The organism is Sphingopyxis sp. GW821-FHT12C06 (genome assembly GCF_058807415.1).
Genome location: NZ_JBXAQR010000002.1, coordinates 716,464 through 740,370 on the forward strand (window position 1 = coordinate 716,464; position 23,907 = coordinate 740,370).

Here is a 23,907-nt window from a genome sequence, read left to right on the forward strand (position 1 = left end):
TTCGGTCATTGAAGTCCCACATGGCTGGTCTATCGAGGGTCGCATGATTCGCGCCCCAGGGGAAACCAGCCATGTATAACCGCCGCCATTTCCTCGCCGGAGCGACCCTCGCCGGTCTTGCCGCGCCGGCGATCGTCCGTGCGCAGGGTATTTTTCGTGATTTCCCCTTCAGCCTCGGCGTCGCGGCGGGCGATCCGGCGAGCGACGGTTTCGTCATCTGGACGCGTCTCGCCCCCGAGCCGATGGCGCCGCACGGCGGGATGCCGCTGACCAATGTTCCGGTCGAGTGGGAGGTCGCGAGCGACGGCGGCTTTCGCAACATCACGGCGAAGGGCACGACGCTGGCGCGCCCAGAACTGGCGCACAGCGTCCATGTCGAGGTCGAAGGACTCCAGCCCGACCGCCCCTATTATTACCGCTTCACCGTCGGCGGCGAGCGCAGCCTGCGCGGCCGTGCGCGCACCCTGCCCGCCCCCGGCGCGCGCGCCGATGCGCTGAAATTCGGGGTCGCCGGGTGCCAGCATTTCGAGGCGGGTTTCTTTGGCGCCTATCGCCACCTCGCGCGCGAAGACCTTGCTTTCGTTTATCATTATGGTGACTTCATTTACGAATATAGCGAGGAATATTTGTTCAACACCGGGTTGCCGACGCGACCGGTGCGCAAACATGCGTTCCGCGCGCTCGTCGATCTGGAGGATTTCCGGACCGCCTATTCGCAGCAGCTCGGCGATATCGATTTGCAGGCGGCGCGATCGGTCCATGCCTTCCTGTCCAGCTTCGACGATCATGAGATCCGTAACGACTGGGTCGGCGACATCGACAATTGGAAAATGGGGCTCGACGGCAACGACCCTGACGCTGCGCCGCCCGAAGTCTTCATGCTGAAAAAGCAGGCGGCGATGCAGGCCTGGTATGAGCATATGCCGGTGCGCCGCGGCTTGCTGCCGCGCGGCGGGATGGTCGCGCTCAATCGCGAGCTGCGCTACGGCGATTTGATGGCGATGCAGTTGCTCGACACCCGCCAGTATCGCGATGATCAGCCATGCGAAGACGGGTTCAAGCCCGCCTGCCCGGGAGTGTTCGACAAAAATGCGCAGGTACTGGGCAAGGCGCAGGAGGACTGGCTGAACCGCAATCTGGGTCAGGGCGGCGCGACGTGGAACGCGCTGGCGCAACAGATCACGATGATGTCGCTCGACCGGCGGCGCAAGCCCGATGAACCGAAGAAGGTGCTGAACCTCGACAGCTGGGCCGGCTATGAAGCGCCGCGCGAGCGGGTGCTGTCGCGCATGGGCGGGCTCAAAAACTGCGTCGTGCTGACCGGCGACGAACATCAGAATTTCTGCGGCGATCTGGTGCTTAAGGACAAGATCGTCGGCGCCGAGTTCGTCGGCACTTCGATTTCTAGCGGCGGCGACGGCAGCGACAAACGGAATGGCACCGATGAATGGCTGGCGCTGAATCCCGAACTCAAATTCGCCAATGACCAGCGCGGCTATCTGGTGTGCGACGTCAATCGCGAGGCGTGGCAGACGCATTTCATGGTCGTCGACAAGGTGACGACCCCCGTCAACACGCTGTCGAAGCGCGCGACGGGCGTGGTCGAGAATGGCGTCGCCGGGATTAAAATGGCATGACGTCGACGAACGCCGACATGCTCTATTTCGAGGATTTGGAGATCGGGTCGCGGCAGCGCTTCGGGCACTATCCGGTGACGCGCGATGAGGTGATCGAATTCGCTGGCAAATACGACCCGCAGCCCTTCCATCTCGACGATGATGCCGCCGCACGAACCTATTTCGGGCGACTGTCGGCCAGTGGGTGGCACACCGGTTCGATGGCGATGCGGATGGTCGTCGAGAATATGAAAGCGAACCGGCAAGCCGGGTTGGGGTCGCCCGGGATCGACGAGCTGCGCTGGCTGAAACCCGTCTACCCCGGCGACATATTGCGCTGCGAAACCGAGCTGCTCGAAAAACGCCAGTCGACGAGCAAGCCCGAAATGGGCAGTTTCAAATCGCGGCTGACCGTGTTCAATCAGGATGATGTGCCGGTGATGACGATGGTGAGCATCGGCCTGATCCGCGTACGCGATGCGGGCGCCCCAACCTAGACGTTATTCGGGCTGGATTACCATCGCACCGATCGTTGCGCGCGGGGCGTTGGCGATTTGAAGCACATAGAGACCGGGCTCGACGTCGAACGCGACGATCTTGCGGATGCCTGAGCAGGACGGGCCATGGCCGTGTTCGACTGACGCGACGACCGAACCGGCCCGCACCAAGTCGATCCACGCCCCCTCGCCGAGCGCGACCTGCAATCGGCCCGCCTTTGCGACATCGATCCGGATCATCCCGCCATAACGGTCCGACTGCGCTGCCTTGCCCGGCGCGGCCTGAAATTCGACGCGGTTCATCAAAACGAGCGACACGGTGGTCCGGTTTCCGGCAAGCGACGCTGATGCGGCCAATACGGCGGGATCAGCGCGGTCTATCGCTTTCAATTCCGCCGAACGCCCCCACCCCGCCAGCGCCACTGGTAAGACAGGCGCCGCAGCGCAATCGACGGGCGGTTCGCCGGCCTGCACCATCGGCGCAAACAGCGCAGCAGTGAGCGCCAGCAGGACCAATCTCATCCTATTTTCTCCCGAACAGTTTTTCGACATCGTCCATCGCCAGCTTCACCCACGTCGGCCGCCCATGATTGCACTGGCCGCTGTGCGGCGTGACTTCCATCTGGCGGAGGAGCGCGTTCATTTCGGGGACGTTCAGCGTCCGGCCGGCGCGGACCGAGCCGTGGCATGCCATGGTCGCCGCGACCAGTTCCAGTTTTTCGCTGAGCCCCAGCGCGGCGTCATAGCCTGCGAGGTCGTCGGCGATGTCAGTGACGAGTTTCTGGCAGTCGATGTTGCCGAGCATCGCCGGGGTCGCGCGGACCATCACCGCAGCGGGGCCGAAGCGTTCGATTTCGACCCCGAGCGCGGCAAGTTGCGGCGATGCGGCCTCGAGCCGGTCGCATGCGGGCTCGTCGAGTTCGACGACTTCGGGAAGCAGCAGCCCCTGCGACGGCACCGCCTGCCCGCTCATCCCGCGGCGCAACTGTTCGAGCACGAGCCGTTCGTGCGCGGCGTGCTGGTCGACGATGACAAGGCCATCCTCGGCCTCGGCGACGATGTAGGTGCGCGCGATCTGACCGCGCGCGATACCGAGCGGGTGGGCTTCGGCCTGCGGAACCGGCGCGGCGGCGACTTCGGCGCGGCCCGCGATCGGCGCAGCGGATGCGAAGGGCGTGAGTCGGTCATAGACGCGCGCGACATCGCCGGCCTGCGGTGCATAACCAGTGCCGAACGAATAGGTAGCGGCAGCGGGCGCCGGTGCGGCCGTTGTCTGGCCGAACAGAAAACCCGCCGTCGGTTGCGGCGCGACGGGCTCCTGCTGCCACGCGGCGAGCGCCGCTTCGGCGGGGCGCTGGACGCTGCGGAAGCCATGTTCGTCGAGCGCGCGGCGAAGGCCGCCGACGATCATCCCGCGCACCAGCTGCGGGTCACGAAAGCGCACTTCGGTCTTCGCCGGGTGCACGTTCACATCGACCTCGCTGGTCGGTACGTCGAGAAACAGCGCGACGACCGGATGACGATCGCGCGCGAGCAGGTCGGCATAGGCACCGCGCAGCGCGCCGACGAGCAGCCGGTCCTTCACCGGGCGGCCGTTTACGAACAGATATTGATGGTCGGCGATACCGCGATTGTACGTCGGCAGGCTGATCACGCCGCCCAGATGCACATCGCCGCGATCGAGATCGACCCCGATGCTGTTGGCGGCGAGATCGCGGTGGGTCAGCGCGGCGACGCGCGCCAGCCGGTCCTGATCGCCCTGGACGTCGAGCACACGGCGGCCATCATGTTCGACGGTGAAGCCAATGTCGGGCCGCGCCATCGCGAGTCGCTTCACGACATCCATGCACGCGGCATATTCGCTACGCCCGCTGCGCAGGAATTTGCGGCGCGCGGGGACGCGCGCGAACAAACCCTCAACCATCACGCGGGTGCCCTTGGCGAGCGCCGCCGGACCTTCGGCGACCACCGCGCCATTGTCGACGACGCGCCGCCAGCCATCGCCGCCCGCAACCCGGCTTTCGAGCGTCAGCCGCGCGACGCTGGCGATCGAGGGCAGCGCCTCACCGCGGAAACCCAGCGTCGTGACATCCTCGATCGCGTCGTCGGGAAGCTTCGACGTCGCATGGCGTTCGAGCGCGAGCGCCATGTCGGCCGCGGTCATTCCGCAACCGTCATCCTCGACTTCAAGGCGCGATATTCCGCCCTCGGCGATTCGCACCGAAATGCGAGTCGAACCCGCATCGATGGCGTTTTCAACCAGTTCTTTCAGCGCTGCGGCGGGTCTTTCGACCACTTCACCGGCTGCGATCCGATTTACGAGCTTTTCAGGTAGGCGACGTATTGACATGGGGCCTCTCGTAGCGCAGTCGAACGCAAATCGCGACCCACCCGCACAGCCTGATCGTTTTGTCCAGCCAGCCCTTAACGGACGAGCCGGAACCTCCCCCTGATTAGTCCTGTTCCCGGCCGGGCACGCGGGTATAATCACGACAGGGGCGCATCCATCATGGGTGCGGCTTCGATGACAGGAAGCAGTATCGATGTCCTTCTTTTCCCGCTGGTTCAAATTCAATTCGCAAGACATGGCCATCGACCTCGGCACCGCCAACACGGTTGTCTATGTGCGCGGCAAAGGCATCGTGCTCAACGAACCCTCGGTCGTCGCGGTCGAGACGCTGAACGGCATCAAGCGGGTCAAGGCAGTCGGCGACGACGCCAAGCTGATGATGGGCAAGACCCCCGACAGCATCGAGGCGATCCGCCCGCTGCGTGACGGCGTGATCGCCGACATCGATGTCGCCGAACAGATGATCAAGCATTTCATCACCAAGGTGCATGGCGGCAAGCCCAACGCGTTCCGCAGCCCCGAAATCGTGATCTGCGTCCCCTCGGGCTCGACCAGCGTCGAACGCCGCGCGATCCGCGACGCCGCGTCGAACGCCGGCGCCAGCGAAGTGTGGCTGATCGAAGAACCGATGGCCGCCGCGATCGGCGCCGACATGCCCGTCACCGAACCGATCGGCTCGATGGTCGTCGACATCGGCGGCGGCACGACCGAAGTCGCTGTGCTTTCGCTGCGCGGTCTCGCCTACACCACCTCGGTCCGCGCGGGCGGCGACAAGATGGACGAAGCGATCGTCTCCTATGTCCGCCGACACCATAATCTGCTGATCGGCGAAGCGACCGCCGAGCGGATCAAGAAGGATTTCGGGATCGCGCGCATCCCCGCCGACGGCGTGGGCCTGACGATCCACATCAAGGGCCGTGATCTTGTGAACGGCGTGCCCAAGGAAATCTCGATCAACCAGGCCCAGATCGCCGAAGCCCTGTCCGAACCGATCGGCACGATCGTCGAGGGCGTCCGCATCGCGCTGGAAAACACCGCCCCCGAACTCGCGGCCGATATCGTCGACCAAGGCATTGTCCTGACCGGCGGTGGCGCACTGATCGCCGAACTTGACGAACTGCTCAAGGAAGCGACCGGCCTGCCCGTGACGGTGGCGGACGATCCGCTGACCTGCGTGGCGATCGGCACCGGCCGCGCGATGGAAGACCCCGCTTTCCGCGGCGTGCTTCAACAGGCCTGATCACGGACTGATCTGAACTATGGCACGCCCGGCACATCGACGTCCGGGACAATCCCGAAAGGCCCAGTACAGCCTGTTCGTTGCCTATGTCATTGCGGTGACCGGGGCAGTGGCCGGGCTGTTGCTGGCAGTCCTGTCGGTCGTTGATCCCATCGGCTTCGCCCAATTGCGGGTGGCGAGCCAGGAAATTGCCGCGCCCATCGCGCGCATCACGCGATCGGTCACGGGCTCCATCTCGGGCATCGACGACCGCGTCGGCGCCTATGTCAACGCCGGGTCGCAGAACCGTCGCCTGCGCAACGAGCTGGCCGATACGCGGCGCCAGCTCGTTGCAACGAGCCCGCTGCAGGAAGAAAATCGCCAGCTCAAAGCGTTGCTCAAGCTGCAGGAAACCGACAAGACCGCGATCGCCAACGGCTATCTCCTCACCTCGACCTCGACGAGCAGCAAGCGCATCGCCCTGCTCAGCATCGGTCGCAATCTGGGCGTCGCGGCCGGACAGCCTGTACGCGCCGCCGACGGACTGATCGGCCGGGTGCTGAGCAGCGGGCCGTCGGTGTCGCAGGTGCTGTTGCTGACCGATGTCGACAATATCGTTCCTGTCCGCCGTGCGCGCGACGGTCTGCCCGCGCTCGCCTATGGCCGCGGCAACGGCGATCTGGATATTCGCACCCTCAATATCGCCAACAATCCGTTCAAGCCGGGCGATATCCTGCTGACCTCTGGCACCGGTGGGCTCTATCCGCCGAATATCCCTGTCGCGATCGTGGCGCGCCGCCAGGACGACGGCGCGCTCGCACGCCCGCTCGCCGACCCCGGCAAGGTCGATGCGGTATCGGTGCTGCGTCCCTATACCCCCGACAATATCGAGGCTTCACCAGCGCCCGCGCCTGCCCCCGCCAGCGCGCCATGACCAGCGTGATGAGCAAGAAAGGCCCGCGCCTGGGCGAACCCGCATCGCTGGTGCGGATGCGGGTTGTACCTATCGCGAGCGTGATGTTTGCCTCGGCATTGCCGATGATGTTGCCGATGATTGCCAATTCGCCGGTGCTACCGCCGCTCGGCCTGCTGTTCTTCCTGTGCTGGCAATTGCTGCGCTCCGAAATGTGGCCGGTGTGGATCGGCCTGCCGCTCGGATTATGGGACGATATGTTCAGCGGCATGCCATTCGGCACCGCAGCGGGACTGTGGACGCTCGCCAGCATCGCGATCGATTATAGTTCGCAGCGCATCTATTGGCGCGGATTTTTCCACGACTGGGCGATCGCCGCCTTGCTCGTCGCGATCATCCAGTCGCTCGCTGCGCTGATCGCCCACCCGCATGCGCCGACTGGCCGCGTACTGGGACTGATCGTGCCCCAGATCGTCATTTCCGCGCTGCTGGTGCCGCTGTTCATGCGGCTGACGGGCAAGTTTGACAATTTCCGCCTGAAACGCCGATAATCCTCCATGGTTCGCAAAAGTCCGCCCATTACCGAAGCCTGGAGGGGAATCACCTTCACACGCCGCGCGCTGCTGGTCGGTGGTGGCCAAATGGTCGTCGGCGCCGCGCTGGCGGCGCGCATGGGCTATATTTCGATTATCGACAATGATCGCTATGTCCTTGAATCGGAAAGCAACCGTGTCAATCTGACGCTGGTTCCGCCGCGGCGCGGCTGGATCGTCGACCGCCATGGCAAGGCGCTCGCGAACAACCGCGTGTCGCTGCGCATCGATATCATCCCCGATCGCCTGCACAGCAAGGAGCTGGTGCTGGGGCAGTTGAAGACGCTTCTTCGCCTCGACGGCGATGCAATGGAACGCATCGAACGCGACCTCAAGGCCGCATCGGGGTTTCAACCCGTAGCGGTGGCGGAGGATGTCAGCGAAGGCGATTATGCCTCGATCCTCGTCCGCCTGCCCGACCTGTCGGGCGTCGCGCCGCAGCGCGGCTTTGCCCGCAACTATCCGACCGGCGCGGCCGTGGGCCATTTGATCGGCTATGTCGGCGCGCCGACCGCTGAGGAATATCAGGCCGTCAAGGATCCGCTCTACATCACCCCCGGCTTCAAGACCGGCAAGGATGGGCTGGAGAAATATTTCCAGCCGATGTTGCGCGGCGAACCCGGTGCCAAGCGCGTCGAGGTAACGGCGCGCGGCAAGGTGGTGCGCGAATTGGGGGTCAAGCCCGATATGCAGGGCAAGACCGTCCATCTGACAATCGACGCCGACCTGCAGGAATATGTCGCACGGCGCATGGGACGCGAGTCGGGGGCGGCGGTCGTGATCGACTGCCACAATGGCGACATCCTGTCCTTCGTCTCGATGCCCAGTTTCGATCCGAACAGCTTTTCGGACGGCATCAGCAATTCGGAATATAGCTGGCTGCGCGGCGACGATCATCAACCGCTGATCAACAAGGCCACCCGCGGGCTGTATCCGCCGGGATCGACGCTGAAGCCGATGGCGGCGATCGCCGCGATCGACCATGGCGTCGACCCCAGTGAGCGCCACACCTGCATCGGCGGATATCGCCTCGGCAGCCGCTTCTTCCGCTGCCTGGGCACCCACGGCAGCCTCGACATGCCGTCGGCGATCATGAAAAGCTGCAACAGCTACTTCTACTGGCTCGCGCACCGGCTCGGCTATGATGCGATGGCGCCTACCGCGAAGCTGCTCGGACTGGGCGAGGAGTTTCAGCTCGCGGGTAGCAACCAGCGCTTTGGCACGATTCCCGACAGCGCATGGAAGATGAAGAAATACGGCCAGGAGTGGTCGGCCTCGGACTCGCTCAACGCGGTCATCGGCCAGGGCTATGTCAGCGTGAACCCGCTCCAGCTCGCGGTCATGGCGTCGCGCATCGCCTCGGGCCGCCGGCTTTATCCGCGGCTGATCAACCGCGAATTCAAAAACGAGCCCCTGCCCTTTTCCGCCGATGCTCTCGCAACCGCGCGCCATGGCATGGACCTTGTGGTCAACGGGCCGGGGGGAACTGCCGGGCGCAGCCGCCTGCCACTCGACGGCATCACGATGGCGGGCAAGACCGGCACCGCGCAGGTGCGCGGACTCGGCACGGGCAACGGCAAAAGCGGCACCTGGAAATTTCGCGACCACGGCCTGTTCATCGGCTTCGCGCCGGTCGTCAATCCGCGCTATGCGACCGCCGTCGTGATCGAGCACGGCATGGGCGGGTCGCGCGCCGCGGCACCGGTCGCCAAGGATTTCATGACCTTCCTCTTCGACCGCGAGAAGGCGATGACGGCGCTCGAGACGTTCGAGGCCGGCTGGGGCGGGACGATCAAGGAACGCATGGACCGCGACTATGCCGCGTGGAAAGCGGGCGCCTCGATGGGGCCAGCCCCCGGGACGCAGCCATGATCCCCGTTCCGCCAGCCATCCAGCGCTTCCCGTGGAAGCTGATGGCCTTGCTGTCGGCGATCACCGGCTTTGGCCTGCTCGTCCTCTATTCGGCTGCAGGCGGCAGCTTTGCCCCCTGGGCGTTACAGCAAGGGGTGCGCTTTCTCGTCTTCCTCGCGCTCGCGCTGGTCATCGGCCGCTTCCCCTTACGCATTTTCGAGGATTTCGCCTATCTCGGCTATATCGCGGTGGCGGTGTTGCTCGTCGCGGTCGAACTGCTCGGCTTCGTCGGCGGGGGCAGCCAACGCTGGCTCAACCTCGGTTTCATGAACCTTCAGCCGTCGGAGCTGATGAAGGTTGCAATCGTGCTGGCACTCGCGCGCTTCTATGCGCAATTGCCGCCGGGTGAAACCCGGGGCTGGACCGCGCTGTGGCCGGCGCTGGTGATCATCGGCATTCCGGCGGCGCTCGTCATGCTGCAACCCGACCTCGGCACCGCGCTCGCGATCTGCGCGAGCGGGGTGATCGTGATGTTCGTTGCCGGCCTGCCCTTCTGGTGGTTCGGCAGCGCAGCGGCGGCCGGCGCTGCGGCGCTGCCCGTGCTCTTCTCCTTCCTGCACGATTACCAGCAAAAGCGCGTACTGATCTTCCTCGACCCCGAAAGCGACCCCTTGGGCGCCGGCTATCATATCAGCCAGTCGAAGATCGCGATCGGGTCGGGCGGCATCGGCGGCAAAGGCTTTCTCAACGGATCGCAAAGTCACCTCGATTATCTGCCCGAGGGGCATACCGACTTCATCTTCGCCACCATGGCGGAGGAGTGGGGGCTGATCGGCGGGCTCGCGCTCCTGTTCGGCTTCTTCCTGCTGCTGCGCTGGTCAACGCGCGTCGCACTGAAGGCGCGCACCCGCTTTGGCCAGCTGGTCGCCGCGGGCCTCACCATGACGATCTTCTTCTATATCGCGATCAACCTGATGATGGTGATGGGCCTGGCGCCGGTGGTGGGGATTCCCCTGCCCCTCTTTTCCTATGGCGGGTCGTCGATGCTGACGATCATGACCTGTGTCGGAATTATTCTTGCCATCGAAAATGACAGCAAAACGGGGACACGGCGCTTTCATTGAGAAAAAACTTCGGGATAGGCATTGCCAACCCCGAAAGGCCATGATAGCGGGCCGCTCTCTTCGCAGCAAAGAGCATCTCTCTTCGCTGCAAAGCAGGCCGGAAACGGCGGTGGACGCATAGCTCAGTTGGTAGAGCAGCTGACTCTTAATCAGCGGGTCCTAGGTTCGAGCCCTAGTGCGTCCACCATAACTTTTCCGCCAGTTTTGACCGATCAAGCACCACCCCTCAGGGGCAGGTTTCGGCGTCACGTAGTCGCCACGTAATCGGCCGGCGCGGTTTCGCTGCTTTTGGCGGGCAAACTAGCCGCTCCAGTCTCTTATCGAGCCTTCCAATCAAATCGCGCGCGACTACCCGTTCGTCACGCGATGTCGATCATTGGCATCTGTCGTCGGACCATTAATGCCTTCGACGCGCCGGATCTGGCGACAGCGAACCTGGGTTGTGACCCTGTTCGCCGTCGCCACGACAAGAGCAGTATGTTCAGCATGAACTTCGCTCGCAATTTTTCTGCCCTTGTCTCTCACCGATAAAGTGATGAAGCTTACGACTCTACTCGCCGATCATATTCCGCGGTCAGGTTGCGATGCTCCCCCAGCTTCGAAGAAACGCGAGGATCGCATTGATAGTGGCGATTTCGGTTCCTCCGACCGCATTAGGGATAGCCAACCCCCGTGCCCCGACGACTTTGTTCCCGCTGTGCATATAATCACCGGCAAGCATGTCGATGCCTGTGTTTAGCCACCGGAAGATATCGATCGGGCTATCACCGGGACGCTTAGCCCTAGCGACACCCATACCGCCGGTTCCTACACCAGAAGAGCGGCTTTGGAGCTGAGCGAACAAGTCTCCAGCCCCATAGAGATCGAGTGTCGAGGCTGTCGCGCCGTAGATCGACAGCCGCTCCATAAATGCAAACTGATCCGGCATCATATTTGCGTTTGATCCAATTACCATGTTGCCGGATCCATTGTCAGTCAGCCCCGACGAAACAACATTCGATCGATTCCATGCGTAGACGTTGCGCGTGGTGCCTGACGCGAAGAGATCGAGATTTCCACCAGCCTCGCTGTATGGCCCCACGAAAATATGACCCTGAGCGCCGTCATCTAGGTGAATATTGCGGCCGACCGATTCTTGAATGCTCACGCCGAAGAACTTGTCGTCAATGGCGTTGCCGATTTTAATTCCGTCTCCACCACTGCGGATGATATCTGCACCGAAAACGGATCCGGCATTTATGTCGGGCCGCCCCTGCGGGAACGACCCATCCACTATGCCGCCAGTATGATGAATGAATAGCCCGTGCCGACCCGATGCGTAAGAGCGGATGTTGAACATCTGCCACCCGTTGCCGTTCAACACTTGGCTGTCCGCGCCGACGCGGAAATTGTCCCGTCCGGCATTACGCGATGAAACATTCTGCAAAGTTGCACGAAACCCGACGACCTGAACGTTATCGCCGGTTCCTTGGCTGTCACCATCAAAATCGACATCCCGGACACTGGTATAGGGGCCAACGATAAAAAGGGGCGCCGAGCCGGTGAATGCGCGAACAATACAGGAAGCCCCACGCACATCATCGACGGCCGAGGATCCTTCACCAATTAGGATGGCGCCCGCAGGCATTGTAACGGTTTGATCCAAGGGAAGATCGCCGCGAAACGAAACTGCTTGTCCCGTCGCGAATGCATCTTCGAGCGCCATGCGCCACGCGGCGGCTCCATTGGAGGCATCGTAATATTCAAGAACCGAAACTGGCGTTGCCGCGCGCACCCATGCCAGCTGACTCTGTGACGCCCCAAGCGCATCAATCGCTTGGCTTGTCCGAAGAGGCGTCATGGACTTATCATTGACGACGCCAGCCTCAGCTTCGGCTTGGGTCGCGATGGGAAGGCAGGTCATAAATTCTCCTTTGCAAATCGGCCGACGAACAGCCTGGAACAAATAGAGAACATCTAAAATCCTACATCGCAACCTATATCGCGTCCTATTTCGTACCCTTGGATTCTCGGCGCTGTTCCAAACTAGCCCCAGTCGGCTCGGTCAATTCGCCCCGGCACATAAATGACCGGAAACGACCAATTGCGGACATTCTGCTTCTTGGATTTTCATGCTACTTGCGAGGTATGTCTAGCGTCGTGTCAGCCAGCCGCACCAGAACGGGGAGCGCTCTCAAGAAGGCGCGCTCTCACCAGTTAGTACCGAAAGTGGACGGAGGCCTGGATCATGTCGGTGATCCGATTGCCCAGAGCAGATCTGCCAAGCAGGCGGCAATTGAAAGGTTCAGAAACGCAGCGAAGCTCAAAAATAAGGCAGAGTAGCTTCGGGCTTTGCTAGAAACGCGCCGTGGCAGGAACCGACCGATTGTGGACGTTCGACTTTGAAGCTACATCTATCCGATGGGGACAAAACCGGAGTGGTTTCAAACGCACGGCATAGTCGGCGGCCTGACCGTTCAGTTTGCCGAAGGGCGGTGGGATGACGTAGTCGGGGCGGGGATAGCTCTCAACGAAAACGCATTCGATCTGATCGAACCGGTTCTAGCAGCCTCGTGTGCCGAATGGACGCCAATGCATCGTTATGGAACGCTGGAACTGTCGCCGTCGTGTCGCAAGGTCATGGTCGATATATTGCGGCAGCAAAACGCTCCCGATCACGAGACAATAAACCAACAAAGGGAACTTCGTTCCGGCCTCGCGGATTGGCTGGTCGACCGGCTTGATGTCCGGCAGGTTGTTTCATTCCTTGGTATTTGAACGGCAGCTTCCTACCCCATATTGGTCGTTACCCAGTTGGCCACAGGAAAGAGTCAATCTTTTCGCGATTGCTACTCCGCCAGCGATATTACCCTCGCCGTCACCTGCCTGTAACAATCCTCCTGCTTAGGAGCGCCAACCTGTCTTGCAGTCCCTTGCGGACGGGCCCTTTTTTCTGACACCCTCCTCCTTGCTCCGCCCTTACCGGCGGGGCTTTTTCTTGTCGCGGCCACCCACCTCCAACCCGCGCTTTTCATTGCGCCGCTAAAATGATAGTCAGAACTATCTAAACTCGCCTGTCTGATGTAATTTATCAGTTGCGGGGGAGAGCCCGCGCACTTCTTGTCTATATAAGGATGTGTGCAATGAAGAATGATTTTCCAAAAATCTTACTGGCAATGTCGGCGCTGAGCATGACGCCTATTCCAGCCGCTGCCGCCACGATTACGGCGCCCGCGAACGGGACTCCAATCACAGCCACTGGAAATTACAGGTTGGAGTATGCCGGCATTGGTGGCGGGTTTTGCTCAATTAGCATGTCTGGGTATGTTGAGTCTGGAACGTCCAATCGCCTGGTGTTTACCTCGGGGACAGCGGCTTGCGGAAATTTGGTCGTTCCAATGGATCTCGACGTCATCTCTCCTACTCATGTATCAGTTACTATTAGGCCAATTGTTCCATCACACTTGCCTCAATGCTCATCTTTCAACGCTTCGTTGAATTTGACGAGCTCACTGAGTAGCTCAACGACAGCACTTTCGGCGCCTGCATTCTCAGGATGGTGCCAATTGAAAAGTTTCAACCTGACGATCACTCCGGCAATTACGATCATCTGACGGCATGTCGCGGCATGGCTGTCCCCAGCCATGCATGCCCATTCTTCGGGAAGATATTATCATGGAGATTTTTATGAAAACGGCAATTGCCGCTGCAATTTTCGCCGCGATTTCGATCGCTCCTGCGCAGGCTCAAACTTGGACCAATTCGACCACCGGCCTAGCATTGCCGATAGGCCAAACCATAACCATCGCCGGAACAATAGAGACGAGTTCCTTCCGATATCTTCGAAATTTGACTTGCAACGTGTCTATAGACGGAATCGTCACCGCATTCGACACTATCAATTTCTATCAGGCCACCCCTGGCTTTACATCAAACTGTAACGATCCCTATAATATCGGAACGATCAGTTTTCCCTTCGATGCGAAGGCGCAATTCTCGGGAGCCTCGCCAACCGGTGAACGGGCCGTCGTCAACCTCACTTTCAACAACCCGGTAGGCATTTGTAACGGCGTGGCGATACCGTTTGACTGGTATGATGCTTCAATTTCCGAAGCACGACTTGCGAGCAATTACACGGTCTCTCTGTGCACAATGCATGCAGGGTCCAAGATGCGAGTAGTGGCGCCTGGCTCTTTGGTTGGCAATGTCGACATCCGCTGATTGGCACCATCGGGGCGGCGCGACAGCCCAGGCAGTGCCGCCCTTCATAGCTAATTCACCCAAACGGCGGTGGCAGCTGTGATTGCCGCAGCAGTGTCATTCCCCCCGCTCAGGCGCAGACACGGACCAATTCTTCCGGCGCTGCGCTACCGCTCGGCACGTCGATAACGGTGTCCGGCCCACTGGATATTAGCGTCTTCGGCTGGATGGGCCGGAAAACCTGCAACATATCGGCTGATGGCACCGTCACATCTTCGAGTACAATCGCTTTCACGCAGGGGACTCCGGGGTTCATATCGAATTGCACGGTCGAGAACGAAGGTGAAGTCGAGCTACCAATAGTCGTTAATGCAGAGGAATATATGCTCTCTCCGACCGGAAAGAGGGCGCTTTCATACGCCGCAAACTTTCAAACCCCGATGTCACCGTGCCACTTTTCGACCGTTTGGTTCAGTTGGTATGACGCTCCAGCTTTGGAAGCGGTACTTCCGGCCGACGTCATGGGCACCTCATGCAAGATTTACGCAGGCTCAAAATTGCGTGTGACCAGTGGCTACGTAAGCATAAACTGATGCGGTATGCTTTGGCCAAGACCTCACAGGATGAAGGGATCCCGCTCAATGGCGGGGCCTTTGGACATAAAGCGCTGTGGCGCTGATGTGACGGTCTCCGGTTCGGCATAAGTCCATACGGGCTGTTCGTCAGGCTCGATCGGACTGACGAACGCCTGCGTCGGTTGTTCCTGCTTCTTCTGCTCAGGGTCGTCGCCGGTTATCTTACCGATCGCGAACGCGACCAGCGCAATTACTGCAATCGTTCCAGCGTTGCTGTTGGCCCTCTCCCCCATGGCCGCAAATTGTCACGAAGGATGCGAAGAGTCGAATCAGCGCCCCATTGCCGGCATTCGTGTTTCTGCCAGTACCGATCCCGGCGAGCGGCATATTCATCGCGGACCATCGCGCACGAAATATCACCTGAGTACAAAACGCCGCTGTGCGATTGCCGCCAGTGCTGCCGGCAGATCGGCAACGCATCGTCGGACCCGCGCAGAATATCCTCCCGGAGAAACAATTCCCGACTGTCGGTCCAGCAGCGATCTACCGTCCTCTGATTGATGGTTGTCGTAGGCATCGCTTCATCCTCCGTAATTACCGCGCAATAACTCGAGAGAAACGCGGCTCGGAGGCTGTGCCTCCGCCTCTGGTGACGATCGCTAACGCGGGCTTGAGGCCTTGTGCAGAATGCTTTGAAGATTTCCGCCCGACTCTGTACGGGCACCGGATTGGTTGCCTCCATCGCCTCGCGCTCGGCTTCCGCGCCCAGCCATTCGTATAAAGGCAGATCGCCAGGATTTTGAATTACAATGAATTATCGCCATTCTTTCCATGCTGGCAACAGCGCCGATGTTGTAAAGCACAGCCTGCTGATCGCCCTCGTACGGGCCTTGCAGCAAAAACAGGGCGCGCTGACCCTGATCGACACCCATGCCGGTTGCGGGCTGTACGACCTTGGCGGCGAGGAGGCGAGGCGCACCGGCGAGGCCACACAGGGCGTGCTGCGGGCCTTCGCCGACCCGAACCCCTTGCTGGACGACTACCGCGCCGCCGTACAGGCGGTGAATGCCGGGGCCGAGCCTCGCTTCTACCCCGGATCGCCGCGATTTCTGGCGCAGCTTCTGCGTCCGCATGATTTTCTGATCCTGAACGAGAAACATCCCGACGACGCCTATGCCCTGCGCGGCGCGATGCGCGATACATCCGCCGCCGTGCATCAGCGCGACGCCTACGAGCTTTGGCTGGCGATGCTTCCGCCCCGCACCGCGCGCGGCGTGGTGGTGGTCGACCCGCCGTACGAGCAGACCGATGAACGCGCACGTATCACCGCCACCCTCGCAGCCGCCCGCCGCAAATGGGCGCATGGCGTGACGGTGGTCTGGTATCCGCTGAAAGACCGCGCCACGCATGTCCGGTGGAAGGCGCAGCTACGTAAGCTCGATATCCCGAAGTTTCTGGTGGTCGAGCATTGGTTGTACGATAGCGATCAGCCAGACATCTATAACGGCGCGGGCCTCTTTATCGTCAACCCGCCCTACGCCTTCACGCAGGCGCTGCCGCCTCTGCTGGAAGCTCTGCGCGCCGCGCTGGCGCCGGAGGGGCATCGGGGAGAGATCACAGCCGATTGGTTGGGCGATTAAAATAGACACTCAGCTTCCCCTTCTCCCAAAGGAGGAATTGCCGCGCTTCAGGTTGTAAACAAATTTGGTCACGCTGAATTTAAAACACGGTTTTCGCGCTGGACGCCAGTGCTCCAGACGATTGCGCTTAGTCGCCGTTGGCATCAACCATGAAGACCGTCGGCTTGCCGCGAGAAGCCGGGTCCCATCCTGCCGACAATGCCGCTCGCACTCCTCGCGAGGCTATCGCGTCGTTGATGTGCGAACGCCCTTTCGGCAATCCTTTCAACAGGCGCTTTGGCGTCGGAAATTCCAGCACGGCTTCGCGTGGCATATCTCTCTGGCGCAAGGCGACCGTCATGCCCCTCCAGCCATCGGAAGAGGACAGTTGGGGCTCGCTCAGGAGTTCCCAGTCATATTTGACACCATCGATTTGGACGGTGCCGCCGCGGCCGTGCATGTGAAGCATAGGATGCCCTTAGCATGTTAGGCGCGGCGCTCCAGTCAGTTCACATCAAAGATCGGCTACCGGAACGTTTAGCTGCCAAGACAGCCGCTCCGCGGCGACGAGCAGAATCGACGCCGTTGGTGGTGGGGCGGCGGCGGCTTGCTCGCCAGGTCCCTCCTGTGGGCGGCACTTCCCGGCTGCGCGGCGCGCATCTTGCCGAGGAGCTGGCATCGATTGACCGCTTGCCGGCTGTCCGCTCCTTGAGTGTCGCAGACGAAACCAGACAGGTTGCGCAGCGTGAGATAATGGCCGTACGCCCCGCGTTCATCAGACGCGGAACCAGAGAGCAGTGCCGGCACGGCCTCGGCGCAAAGATAGAATTATTCTGTTCAAGGAAGATCATATGAGCGACGAAGTCGAATGGTGGGAATATGATGACGCGGCTGAGATGGCGGGGGCCGTAGCGGGTGATATCGCCTTCATCATCGAAAGCGCGATCGAGGCGCGCGGTGCCGCGGTGATCGCACTCGCTGGCGGAAAGACGCCAATCCCGATTTACGAAAAGCTCTCGTCCGCGAAGCTGGAGTGGAAGCGCGTGACGATTATCCCCGGGGATGAACGCATCGTGCCGCTGGGCGACCCGCTCAGCAACGTAACGGTGCTCGCCAGATATTTCTTGCCCAAGGGCGCACGCGTCATGCCGATCGTTCCGAATGCAATCCCGGACTACAAAGCGGCTGGACGTTCTGCTGATGCCCTGATGCGAGATCTGCATTGGCCGCTCGATCTATGCCTGCTCGGGGTAGGAAGTGACGGACATACGGCCTCGATTTTCGCGGGACCCGATTTCGATGAAGCCGTAAATGGCCCAAAAGATGTCCGAGCTCTGGGCGTAATGCCGGATCCGATGCCGGGCGATGCGCCGGTTCCACGCGTCACCCTCAGCCTTGCTGCGATCACCGCAGCGCGCGCGCTGGTGATCGCCGTGACAGGCAAAGAGAAGCGCGCTCTGATCGAGACCGCCATCAAACAGGGACGGACCTCGGCCTATCCCATAGGACGCGCATTGGCGGGCACAGAGTTGCCAGTCGACATCCATTGGGCGCCAGCGTGAAAGACTGATGAAGCGGTAACGGCGAGGGCGAACCATAACCGAGAGCGGTCCCGCCGCTCTCCGGGGAATTGACTGCGAAAAAGGACATTCGCCTCCCGCCTCCCCATCTCACTGACGCGTCCTGCCAGCACATGACGGCAGGACAGGTACGGACCACCAGCGCGTCGAACGACTATCATCGGGTTTCACGCTGGCGCGAGCGATGACCCGTCCGCCACGCTCCGCTAGTTTACGCCGCGATCTGTGCCCAATGTTCCGGCGACGGACTCCCCCTCGCCCCTGGCCGGCGATTTTGCTTTAAAGGGTTGGGGCCCCATCTTCGTCACTCCGACGGGACCCCAATCCTCCATAAATCACAACCCAAATCTGTGCGACAGGCGCTATCGCACCCCTTCGACGGCACCACGACGGCGCTGGTCAAGCATCACATAATGCCCGTCGAAGGAGGACGTTCAGAAGCGCAAGCGCACCCCGACCGTGCCGCCAATGTCGTGGTTGTCGCCACCGTTATCGAACGACCGGCTATAAGTCGCCTGGCCATAGACGAGCGCGCTGCTGCTCAGAGCCAAGGATCCGCCCAAACCAAACTCGCCCCAGGTCCGTTGGTCACGCATGGCCAACTTCTTGCCCTGTGCAATGGCTTCGTGCCGCGGCGAGAGGTTTTGCACGACATTGGCGATCGCGTAGAACATCGTACCGTCCGCATCCGGGCCGGCCAGGTTCGTGCCGTTGAGGTGGTATTCATAGGCCAAGCCAAAGCGCGCCAGGGTGGTGTCGTGATCACCCAGATCGACCTTCACGCCCTTGCTGTCCGTGAAGACATCGGAGCTCAGCTCGCTCCAGCTCACCTGCACCTGCGGCACCAGCACGCTCTTGCCTTCAGCCCCAAGCACGAAGCGCTTGCCGGTTTCCATGCTGATGGACTTCGATACCACATCCAAATCTTCGATAGTGTTCCCGAGGCTCGTCGTGCCCATACGGGCGGACGCCCAGTTATACTGGCCCTGAATGTCGATATATTCGCCACGCACGCCATTCCACGAGAAGTTCACGCCGACACCGCTGCCATCGGCGCTGATCTTGCCGTTGTCAGCGTTCCCCGGCCTGCGGATCGTGGCGTTCATATCCTTATACTGGCCCGTGATACCTGCGGTCAGAAAACCGTGTTCACTGCGGGCGAGCGTGAAGTCGGCTCCAACCTGCACACCCCATGAGTTGTTGCGCGTCGAGAAATCGACGGCGCTGCTCTTGGGTGTCTTGGTCGTCCGGTCGCCCGTCATACGAACCCACAGGCCGCCAAACGCACCATCATCGCTTCCGGCCAGCCACTGCCGCTGTCCGACGCGCTGCTCCATGGTCGGAAGTTCGCCAAAGGCGTCCGCCAGGGCACCCGCCGCTCCGCTGTACAGGGCACCAAGGGAGTTCAGGCTACCGCGCAGCACGACAGTCTTCGCTTCGGTGCCGTTTGCCAGGCCATAGTCCCAGATGCCCTTAACGATCGGGCCACCGACGAGACTGAAGTTCGAGGCATCCGCGCTGCCGCCAGCCTTCGCGACGAGCACGTCCTGGCCGGTCGCATCTGCGACCGCCGGGGTGACATCTTTCACCTTCAAATTCGTAACGCCGGTGATCGAGCCGCCCACCCGGAGTTCGTCCGCCGTGTTCGCCGCAAAATCGGCGTCGATCAGCAGCGTATTTCCTGAACCGGTGGCTCCGTAGTTGCCGGAGACGTTGAACTTGTCGCCGGTCGCGCCATCCTGCAGGTCAATCGCCCCCGTATTAAGACCCAGGTTACCGTTGATAGTGAAGCCGTTGCGGGCCACGATCGTCGATGTGTTCAGGTTGACCTGCCCCGCGGTCAGCGAATCGCCGCCGCTGACCGTCAGCGTCGAGCTGTTCGCGTTGACGGTATCCCAGTTCACCAGATTGTTCTGCGGCGAAATCAGCGTCTGATTGACGCTGTTCAGGTTCAGGATATTCCCCTGCCCTGCCGCGCCACCGTCGAGCTTGGTGTTGCCCAGCGTGAAGGTCGCACCCGCGACGTTCAGCGTATCCGCACCGGCGCCGGCATTGACGCCGCCCGCCACCGTACCGCTGGTGAGGTTGATGATGTCGTTTCCGGCACCGCTGTTGATGCCGCCACTGATCGTGGCACCTGCCAGCGTGATGGTATCGACACCCGCTCCCGCCGAAACACTACCCGCCGTTCCGGCGCTCAGCGTAACGATGTTGTTGCCCTCGCCAGCGTCGATTGCACCGCTGACTTTGGCACCGCTCAGGCTGATATTGTCGTCACCGGCACCACCGGCCACGCTGGCCACGGTGCCCAGCATCAGGGCAATCGTGTCATTGCCTGCGCCGCCGTCGATCGCGCCGCCAATAACGGCCGTAGCACCGTTCAGAACGATCGAGTCGTTGCCGTTACCGCCAGCGACCTTGCCGTTCACATGCGCGCCGCCGAGCACCCAGATCTGGTTGTTGCCATCCGTTGCCGTGCCGTCGCCGCCAAGCACGTCACCACGCACGGTCACAGCATCGGTAGCCGGCACGCTCCCGTCGGGAAGGGCGCCCAGGCCACCGATCCGGATCTGGTTGCTGCCCTCATTGCCCTCGACATTCCCCGTGACGGTGCTGCCGCCCACGACAAAGATCGTGTCATTGCCCAGGTTGCCCTGGACGCCACCGACCGATCCCGTCGTGTTGATGACAATCAGGTCTGCGCCGTCCAGCGGCGCGCTGGAGTCCGCGCCGACCTGTCCGCCGGCAACGATACCGCCCACCGACGCGCCACCCGCGACCGTGAGGACATCCATGCCGCCAGCGCCTTCGAAATTGCCGACAACGATTTCCGTGCCATTCAGCGTGAGCTTGTCGTCGGTCTTGCAACCCAGCGAGGTGCCGTTGGTCTCATCCAGTCCGCCCGCCGGGCAGGGCTGCAGCGTCAGGAACCAGTCCTTGGCATTGCCGCCCGCCGAGTCACCCTGCTGCAACTGATAGGCGCGCCCGCCCATCACCGCTGGACCATTTGCCAGCACGAAGGCGTCGCCCGGCGACGACGCGCCCTTCACGTCCACCACCGCGATATCCATCTGATCAGACGCGGCGCCCGATGGCGTCAGATTATTCACGGCCAGGCCCGTCACACCGCTGACGTTGCCGTCTACGACCAGCTTGTCGGATGTGTGCGTGGACGCATCGACGTCGAGCAGGATGCTGCCACCGGCGCCGACGAAGTTGCCGCTCGTGGCCGTGAGGGCGCCGATGGTCAACGTGTCACCTACAGTACCCGCCCCAATGGCCAGAACCGCAGGATTGCCCGCAGCGTCCTTGCCCAGGGTGAAGGTGCCGGCCGTCATCGTTCCGACCAGATCGGCCGTGCCGCCGTTCAGGTTCACCTCCCGCCAGTTCTGGATTTCCTGACCCACGGTATCGAGGTTGCGCGTCAGGTTGCTCACGGCGTTCAGGTTCAGAACATCGATTGCATCGTCGACGCCGCCATCCAGCGTCCCGACATTCGTCATGTCGGTGCCGTTGAAGGTCAGTACGTCCGCACCGGTCCCCAGACGGAAGCCGCCGGTCACCGTAGCCGCGCCCACGGTGATCACCGAGTCGCCGCCGTTGTCGGTCATCGCGAAACCGGTTCGGCCCGCCGCTTGAACCGTGGAGCCGTCGTTGATGTTGACCGTCGTTGTTCCGGGCGTGCCCCACGTCCAGATGACGCCATCGCTCCCGCCCGTCAGTGCCGTTGACTTCAGCGTGCCGTCGACGTTGATCGTCGTCCCCGCAGTGCCGCTGTTGGTCAGCTCCATCGTGTTGTTGTAGGAGGTAATGGCGCTGCCCGCGGCGATGTTGACGACCAGCGGACCTTCACGTTCTGTCACCCGCATGCCATCGCCGGCGATGACACTTGCGGCCGACGTATTGATGGCGCCGTTCGTGGTGATCGTCGTTCCCTTGACCGCATTGGAGTCCACATTGATCGCCGTGTTGTTCGGCGTATCAATGTTGTTGACCGTGATGAGGGTCTGGCTGTCGGGCGCAGGCGAGTAGAACGTCGCGGAATCATTCGTCAGATTGACGCCGATGCCGTTCGACTTGATCGTCCCGGTTGCGTTGATCGTCGCAGCCCCCCGACCGCTGTGGATGATGTCAATGCCATCGCCGCCGGACGTGATGTTGCCGACGTTGATGGTGGTAATGTTGGCGAGATCGTTGCTGCCCTGGGTGTCGCCGGTGATGCCTTTCCCTGCGGCGGTGATGTTGCCGGTATTGATGATCAGGTCATCCTTGACGTTGTTGGTGCCGTACTGGATGCCATTACCCGTCGTCGCGGTGATGTCGCCGGTCGTGAGGCTGACCTTACCGGTGCCATTGCGGTTGTAGACAACGCCGGTACCGGCCCGGATGTTGCCGGCCGTCACCGTCACGTTGCCGTTGCCGCCATTCGCGATCGTGCCGAGCCCGATGCCCGTTCCTGCGAAGTCGCCGGTTGCACGATTCGTGACGGTGATATCGCCGGTCTTGAGATTCCAGTCGGATCCACCCGGTCCCGCTGTGGTGGCCCCGTGCGGATCGCTGTCGAGCCGGACGCCATAACCGCCGGCATTCTGAAAGCCGTTAACCCCTCCAGCGGCCATTCCGGCATTGACATCGCCGGTTTCAACCGAGATGCTGCCCGTTCCCGACTGGTTCACGGTGATGCCTGTGCTGCCGGTGGTCACGGTGCCGGTCTTGACGTTGATCGCATAATTGTGGGCATTGTCGTTCGACTCGATAACGACGCCTGCGCCACCCGCCGTGATGTTCCCGGTGGTGACATTGGTTTCGCCATCAACCATGTTGATAGCGAACCCCAGATTGACGCCCGTTCCAGCGACGTCGATGTTGCCGGTGGTAATGTTGGTGGGCTGCATGCCCGCCTGACCGACCCGACCCACCAACTGGATGCCGTCGCCACCGTTGGAGACGAAGGTATCCCCGGCACTGGCGCGGGTGCCGGCCACGATATCCTTGACGTCGATGGTGAGCGGACCACCCAGATTGCCGTCACTATTCCCGTCGACGCCGTTGATCCGGATGGCATGCCCCGCAGTGTTCGTCACCGTGCCGGTTGCCGTCACCGTCGTCGACCCGCCGGCGCTGGCATTGCCGATATCGAGCGCAGCGCCCAAACCGCCGACGCTCGCCGTCACCTCATTGACGTTCACGGCGACATCGAAGCCTGCTTCGCTACCGTCGCGAAGGACGCGAACGCCGCTATCGGAGCTGCCGGTAATGGTCCCCGTGGACGAGACGGTGACATTCCCGCTGCCGGTGTGCGTTATGTTGATACCCTTCCGGGCTCCCGTCACATCGCCATCCGAAGTGACGGCCACATCGCCCGTGCCGTCCGTGGTGACGAATATCGCGCCCAGCGTTCCCGCAGTCGTGTTGACGTCGTGGACGTTCACCGTGATCGATTTTGAATTCACATTCGTCTGGATATCAATCGGCGAGTAGGCCGCATCGCTTCCATTCGTGATCAGGCCGGTCGATGTGACCGTCACATTATCCACACCCGGGGATCGAACGACGACCGGAGCATTCGATGCCGGCTCGGTCACGACAACATCGGCCGCCCATGCAGGCTGGGAAATCGCCAACCCGGCAGCCAGACCGACCTTCACGAAGCTGCCACCACGCAAAAGCTCTGCACGCAGGCGGGCGATACGTCCGTGCTCAGCCGCACGCGAGGTTTGACCGCTTGATTCGATGTTCATTGAAGACGCTCCCTGTAGAAATTCATGGTCGAATTGGTGCGCCCGGAAAC

The 23,907-nt window shown here is 61.6% G+C and carries 18 protein-coding genes and 1 tRNA gene; 13 read left to right on the forward strand and 6 right to left on the reverse strand.

The genetic code is table 11. From position 1 onward, the window contains the following. The first annotated feature begins 71 nt into the window (after positions 1-71). Together AC1RRJ_RS08840 and AC1RRJ_RS08845 are read left to right on the forward strand one after the other, a co-directional pair. Positions 72-1,637, forward strand: coding sequence for an alkaline phosphatase D family protein (locus AC1RRJ_RS08840; RefSeq protein WP_493121575.1), 1,566 nt, complete (start codon positions 72-74; stop codon positions 1,635-1,637). A 17-nt stretch (positions 1,638-1,654) separates the two neighbouring features. Then, positions 1,655-2,113 (forward strand): MaoC family dehydratase, encoded by a 459-nt coding sequence (locus tag AC1RRJ_RS08845; protein ID WP_493121832.1) that lies wholly within the window; start codon positions 1,655-1,657, stop codon positions 2,111-2,113. A 3-nt stretch (positions 2,114-2,116) separates the two neighbouring features. On the opposite strand, the gene AC1RRJ_RS08850 is transcribed toward AC1RRJ_RS08845, so the two are convergent. Then, entirely contained in the window at positions 2,117-2,635 is a 519-nt protein-coding gene (locus AC1RRJ_RS08850) for a hypothetical protein (protein WP_493121579.1), read from the reverse strand. 1 nt (position 2,636) lies between these two features. Continuing rightward, positions 2,637-4,463 carry a DNA mismatch repair endonuclease MutL gene (gene mutL, locus AC1RRJ_RS08855; protein ID WP_493121582.1) on the reverse strand — a complete coding sequence of 609 codons (1,827 nt, stop codon included), beginning with the start codon at positions 4,461-4,463 and terminating at the stop codon, positions 2,637-2,639. 193 nt (positions 4,464-4,656) lie between these two features. On the opposite strand from mutL, the gene AC1RRJ_RS08860 reads away from it, so the two are divergent. The 6 genes from AC1RRJ_RS08860 to AC1RRJ_RS08885 all read left to right on the forward strand — a co-directional run bounded on the left by AC1RRJ_RS08860 (position 4,657) and on the right by AC1RRJ_RS08885 (position 10,350). Continuing rightward, entirely contained in the window at positions 4,657-5,703 is a 1,047-nt protein-coding gene (locus AC1RRJ_RS08860; protein WP_248454594.1) for a rod shape-determining protein, read from the forward strand. 19 nt (positions 5,704-5,722) lie between these two features. Further along, positions 5,723-6,616, forward strand: coding sequence for a rod shape-determining protein MreC (gene mreC / locus AC1RRJ_RS08865; protein WP_493121585.1), 894 nt, complete (start codon positions 5,723-5,725; stop codon positions 6,614-6,616). Beyond that, on the forward strand, positions 6,613-7,146 hold the full coding sequence (locus AC1RRJ_RS08870) for a rod shape-determining protein MreD (RefSeq protein ID WP_493121588.1): 534 nt from the start codon (positions 6,613-6,615) through the stop codon (positions 7,144-7,146). The genes mreC and AC1RRJ_RS08870 overlap by 4 nt, the downstream gene beginning before the upstream one ends. Before the next feature lie 6 nt (positions 7,147-7,152). Beyond that, positions 7,153-9,060, forward strand: coding sequence for a penicillin-binding protein 2 (mrdA, locus tag AC1RRJ_RS08875; protein ID WP_493121591.1), 1,908 nt, complete (start codon positions 7,153-7,155; stop codon positions 9,058-9,060). Further along, positions 9,057-10,163, forward strand: coding sequence for a rod shape-determining protein RodA (rodA, locus tag AC1RRJ_RS08880; RefSeq protein ID WP_493121594.1), 1,107 nt, complete (start codon positions 9,057-9,059; stop codon positions 10,161-10,163). Before mrdA ends, rodA begins: the two co-directional genes overlap by 4 nt. A gap of 111 nt (positions 10,164-10,274) precedes the next feature. Beyond that, positions 10,275-10,350, forward strand: a tRNA-Lys gene (locus AC1RRJ_RS08885). 387 nt (positions 10,351-10,737) lie between these two features. On the opposite strand, the gene AC1RRJ_RS08890 is transcribed toward AC1RRJ_RS08885, so the two are convergent. Beyond that, entirely contained in the window at positions 10,738-12,066 is a 1,329-nt protein-coding gene (locus AC1RRJ_RS08890; protein ID WP_493121597.1) for a hypothetical protein, read from the reverse strand. 497 nt (positions 12,067-12,563) lie between these two features. On the opposite strand from AC1RRJ_RS08890, the gene AC1RRJ_RS08895 reads away from it, so the two are divergent. The 3 genes from AC1RRJ_RS08895 to AC1RRJ_RS08905 all read left to right on the forward strand — a co-directional run bounded on the left by AC1RRJ_RS08895 (position 12,564) and on the right by AC1RRJ_RS08905 (position 14,363). Next, a complete protein-coding gene (locus AC1RRJ_RS08895; protein WP_493121599.1) occupies positions 12,564-12,920 on the forward strand; it encodes a hypothetical protein in 357 nt (118 codons plus the stop codon). Between the two features lie 365 nt (positions 12,921-13,285). Then, positions 13,286-13,756 (forward strand): PraA/PraB family alkane oxidation protein activator, encoded by a 471-nt coding sequence (locus AC1RRJ_RS08900; protein WP_493121602.1) that lies wholly within the window; start codon positions 13,286-13,288, stop codon positions 13,754-13,756. Between the two features lie 73 nt (positions 13,757-13,829). Continuing rightward, positions 13,830-14,363, forward strand: a complete 534-nt coding sequence (locus AC1RRJ_RS08905; protein ID WP_493121604.1) for a hypothetical protein — start codon at positions 13,830-13,832, stop codon at positions 14,361-14,363. A gap of 595 nt (positions 14,364-14,958) precedes the next feature. Here AC1RRJ_RS08905 and AC1RRJ_RS08910 read toward each other — a convergent pair. Then, a complete protein-coding gene (locus AC1RRJ_RS08910) occupies positions 14,959-15,210 on the reverse strand; it encodes a hypothetical protein (protein ID WP_493121607.1) in 252 nt (83 codons plus the stop codon). Positions 15,211-15,726: 516 nt separating this feature from the next. Between AC1RRJ_RS08910 and AC1RRJ_RS08915 the strand changes: the two genes are divergently transcribed. Beyond that, positions 15,727-16,557: a 23S rRNA (adenine(2030)-N(6))-methyltransferase RlmJ gene (locus AC1RRJ_RS08915; protein WP_493121610.1), complete on the forward strand. Its 831-nt coding sequence runs from the start codon at positions 15,727-15,729 to the stop codon at positions 16,555-16,557. A gap of 127 nt (positions 16,558-16,684) precedes the next feature. Here AC1RRJ_RS08915 and AC1RRJ_RS08920 read toward each other — a convergent pair whose 3' ends face one another. Next, the gene (locus tag AC1RRJ_RS08920) at positions 16,685-17,005 is read right to left on the reverse strand and encodes a hypothetical protein (RefSeq protein ID WP_493121613.1); all 321 of its coding nucleotides are present in this window, start codon (positions 17,003-17,005) and stop codon (positions 16,685-16,687) included. A 382-nt stretch (positions 17,006-17,387) separates the two neighbouring features. Between AC1RRJ_RS08920 and pgl the strand changes: the two genes are divergently transcribed. Then, entirely contained in the window at positions 17,388-18,098 is a 711-nt protein-coding gene (gene pgl, locus AC1RRJ_RS08925; RefSeq protein WP_493121616.1) for a 6-phosphogluconolactonase, read from the forward strand. Positions 18,099-18,550: 452 nt separating this feature from the next. Here the strand turns inward: pgl and AC1RRJ_RS08930 are convergent, their stop codons facing one another. Beyond that, positions 18,551-23,857 (reverse strand): autotransporter outer membrane beta-barrel domain-containing protein, encoded by a 5,307-nt coding sequence (locus AC1RRJ_RS08930; RefSeq protein WP_493121618.1) that lies wholly within the window; start codon positions 23,855-23,857, stop codon positions 18,551-18,553. Positions 23,858-23,907 lie beyond the last annotated feature (50 nt).

What these genes read in the sequence shown, in the direction of transcription:
- AC1RRJ_RS08840 (WP_493121575.1), top strand. Translation starts at nt 72, where the DNA reads ATGTATAACCGCCGCCATTTCCTCGCCGGAGCGACCCTCGCCGGTCTT.
- AC1RRJ_RS08845 (WP_493121832.1), top strand. Translation starts at nt 1,655, where the DNA reads ATGCTCTATTTCGAGGATTTGGAGATCGGGTCGCGGCAGCGCTTCGGG.
- AC1RRJ_RS08850 (WP_493121579.1), bottom strand. Translation starts at nt 2,635, where the DNA reads ATGAGATTGGTCCTGCTGGCGCTCACTGCTGCGCTGTTTGCGCCGATG.
- mutL (WP_493121582.1), bottom strand. Translation starts at nt 4,463, where the DNA reads ATGTCAATACGTCGCCTACCTGAAAAGCTCGTAAATCGGATCGCAGCC.
- AC1RRJ_RS08860 (WP_248454594.1), top strand. Translation starts at nt 4,657, where the DNA reads ATGTCCTTCTTTTCCCGCTGGTTCAAATTCAATTCGCAAGACATGGCC.
- mreC (WP_493121585.1), top strand. Translation starts at nt 5,723, where the DNA reads ATGGCACGCCCGGCACATCGACGTCCGGGACAATCCCGAAAGGCCCAG.
- AC1RRJ_RS08870 (WP_493121588.1), top strand. Translation starts at nt 6,613, where the DNA reads ATGACCAGCGTGATGAGCAAGAAAGGCCCGCGCCTGGGCGAACCCGCA.
- mrdA (WP_493121591.1), top strand. Translation starts at nt 7,153, where the DNA reads ATGGTTCGCAAAAGTCCGCCCATTACCGAAGCCTGGAGGGGAATCACC.
- rodA (WP_493121594.1), top strand. Translation starts at nt 9,057, where the DNA reads ATGATCCCCGTTCCGCCAGCCATCCAGCGCTTCCCGTGGAAGCTGATG.
- AC1RRJ_RS08890 (WP_493121597.1), bottom strand. Translation starts at nt 12,066, where the DNA reads ATGACCTGCCTTCCCATCGCGACCCAAGCCGAAGCTGAGGCTGGCGTC.
- AC1RRJ_RS08895 (WP_493121599.1), top strand. Translation starts at nt 12,564, where the DNA reads ATGGGGACAAAACCGGAGTGGTTTCAAACGCACGGCATAGTCGGCGGC.
- AC1RRJ_RS08900 (WP_493121602.1), top strand. Translation starts at nt 13,286, where the DNA reads ATGAAGAATGATTTTCCAAAAATCTTACTGGCAATGTCGGCGCTGAGC.
- AC1RRJ_RS08905 (WP_493121604.1), top strand. Translation starts at nt 13,830, where the DNA reads ATGAAAACGGCAATTGCCGCTGCAATTTTCGCCGCGATTTCGATCGCT.
- AC1RRJ_RS08910 (WP_493121607.1), bottom strand. Translation starts at nt 15,210, where the DNA reads ATGGGGGAGAGGGCCAACAGCAACGCTGGAACGATTGCAGTAATTGCG.
- AC1RRJ_RS08915 (WP_493121610.1), top strand. Translation starts at nt 15,727, where the DNA reads ATGAATTATCGCCATTCTTTCCATGCTGGCAACAGCGCCGATGTTGTA.
- AC1RRJ_RS08920 (WP_493121613.1), bottom strand. Translation starts at nt 17,005, where the DNA reads ATGCTTCACATGCACGGCCGCGGCGGCACCGTCCAAATCGATGGTGTC.
- pgl (WP_493121616.1), top strand. Translation starts at nt 17,388, where the DNA reads ATGAGCGACGAAGTCGAATGGTGGGAATATGATGACGCGGCTGAGATG.
- AC1RRJ_RS08930 (WP_493121618.1), bottom strand. Translation starts at nt 23,857, where the DNA reads ATGAACATCGAATCAAGCGGTCAAACCTCGCGTGCGGCTGAGCACGGA.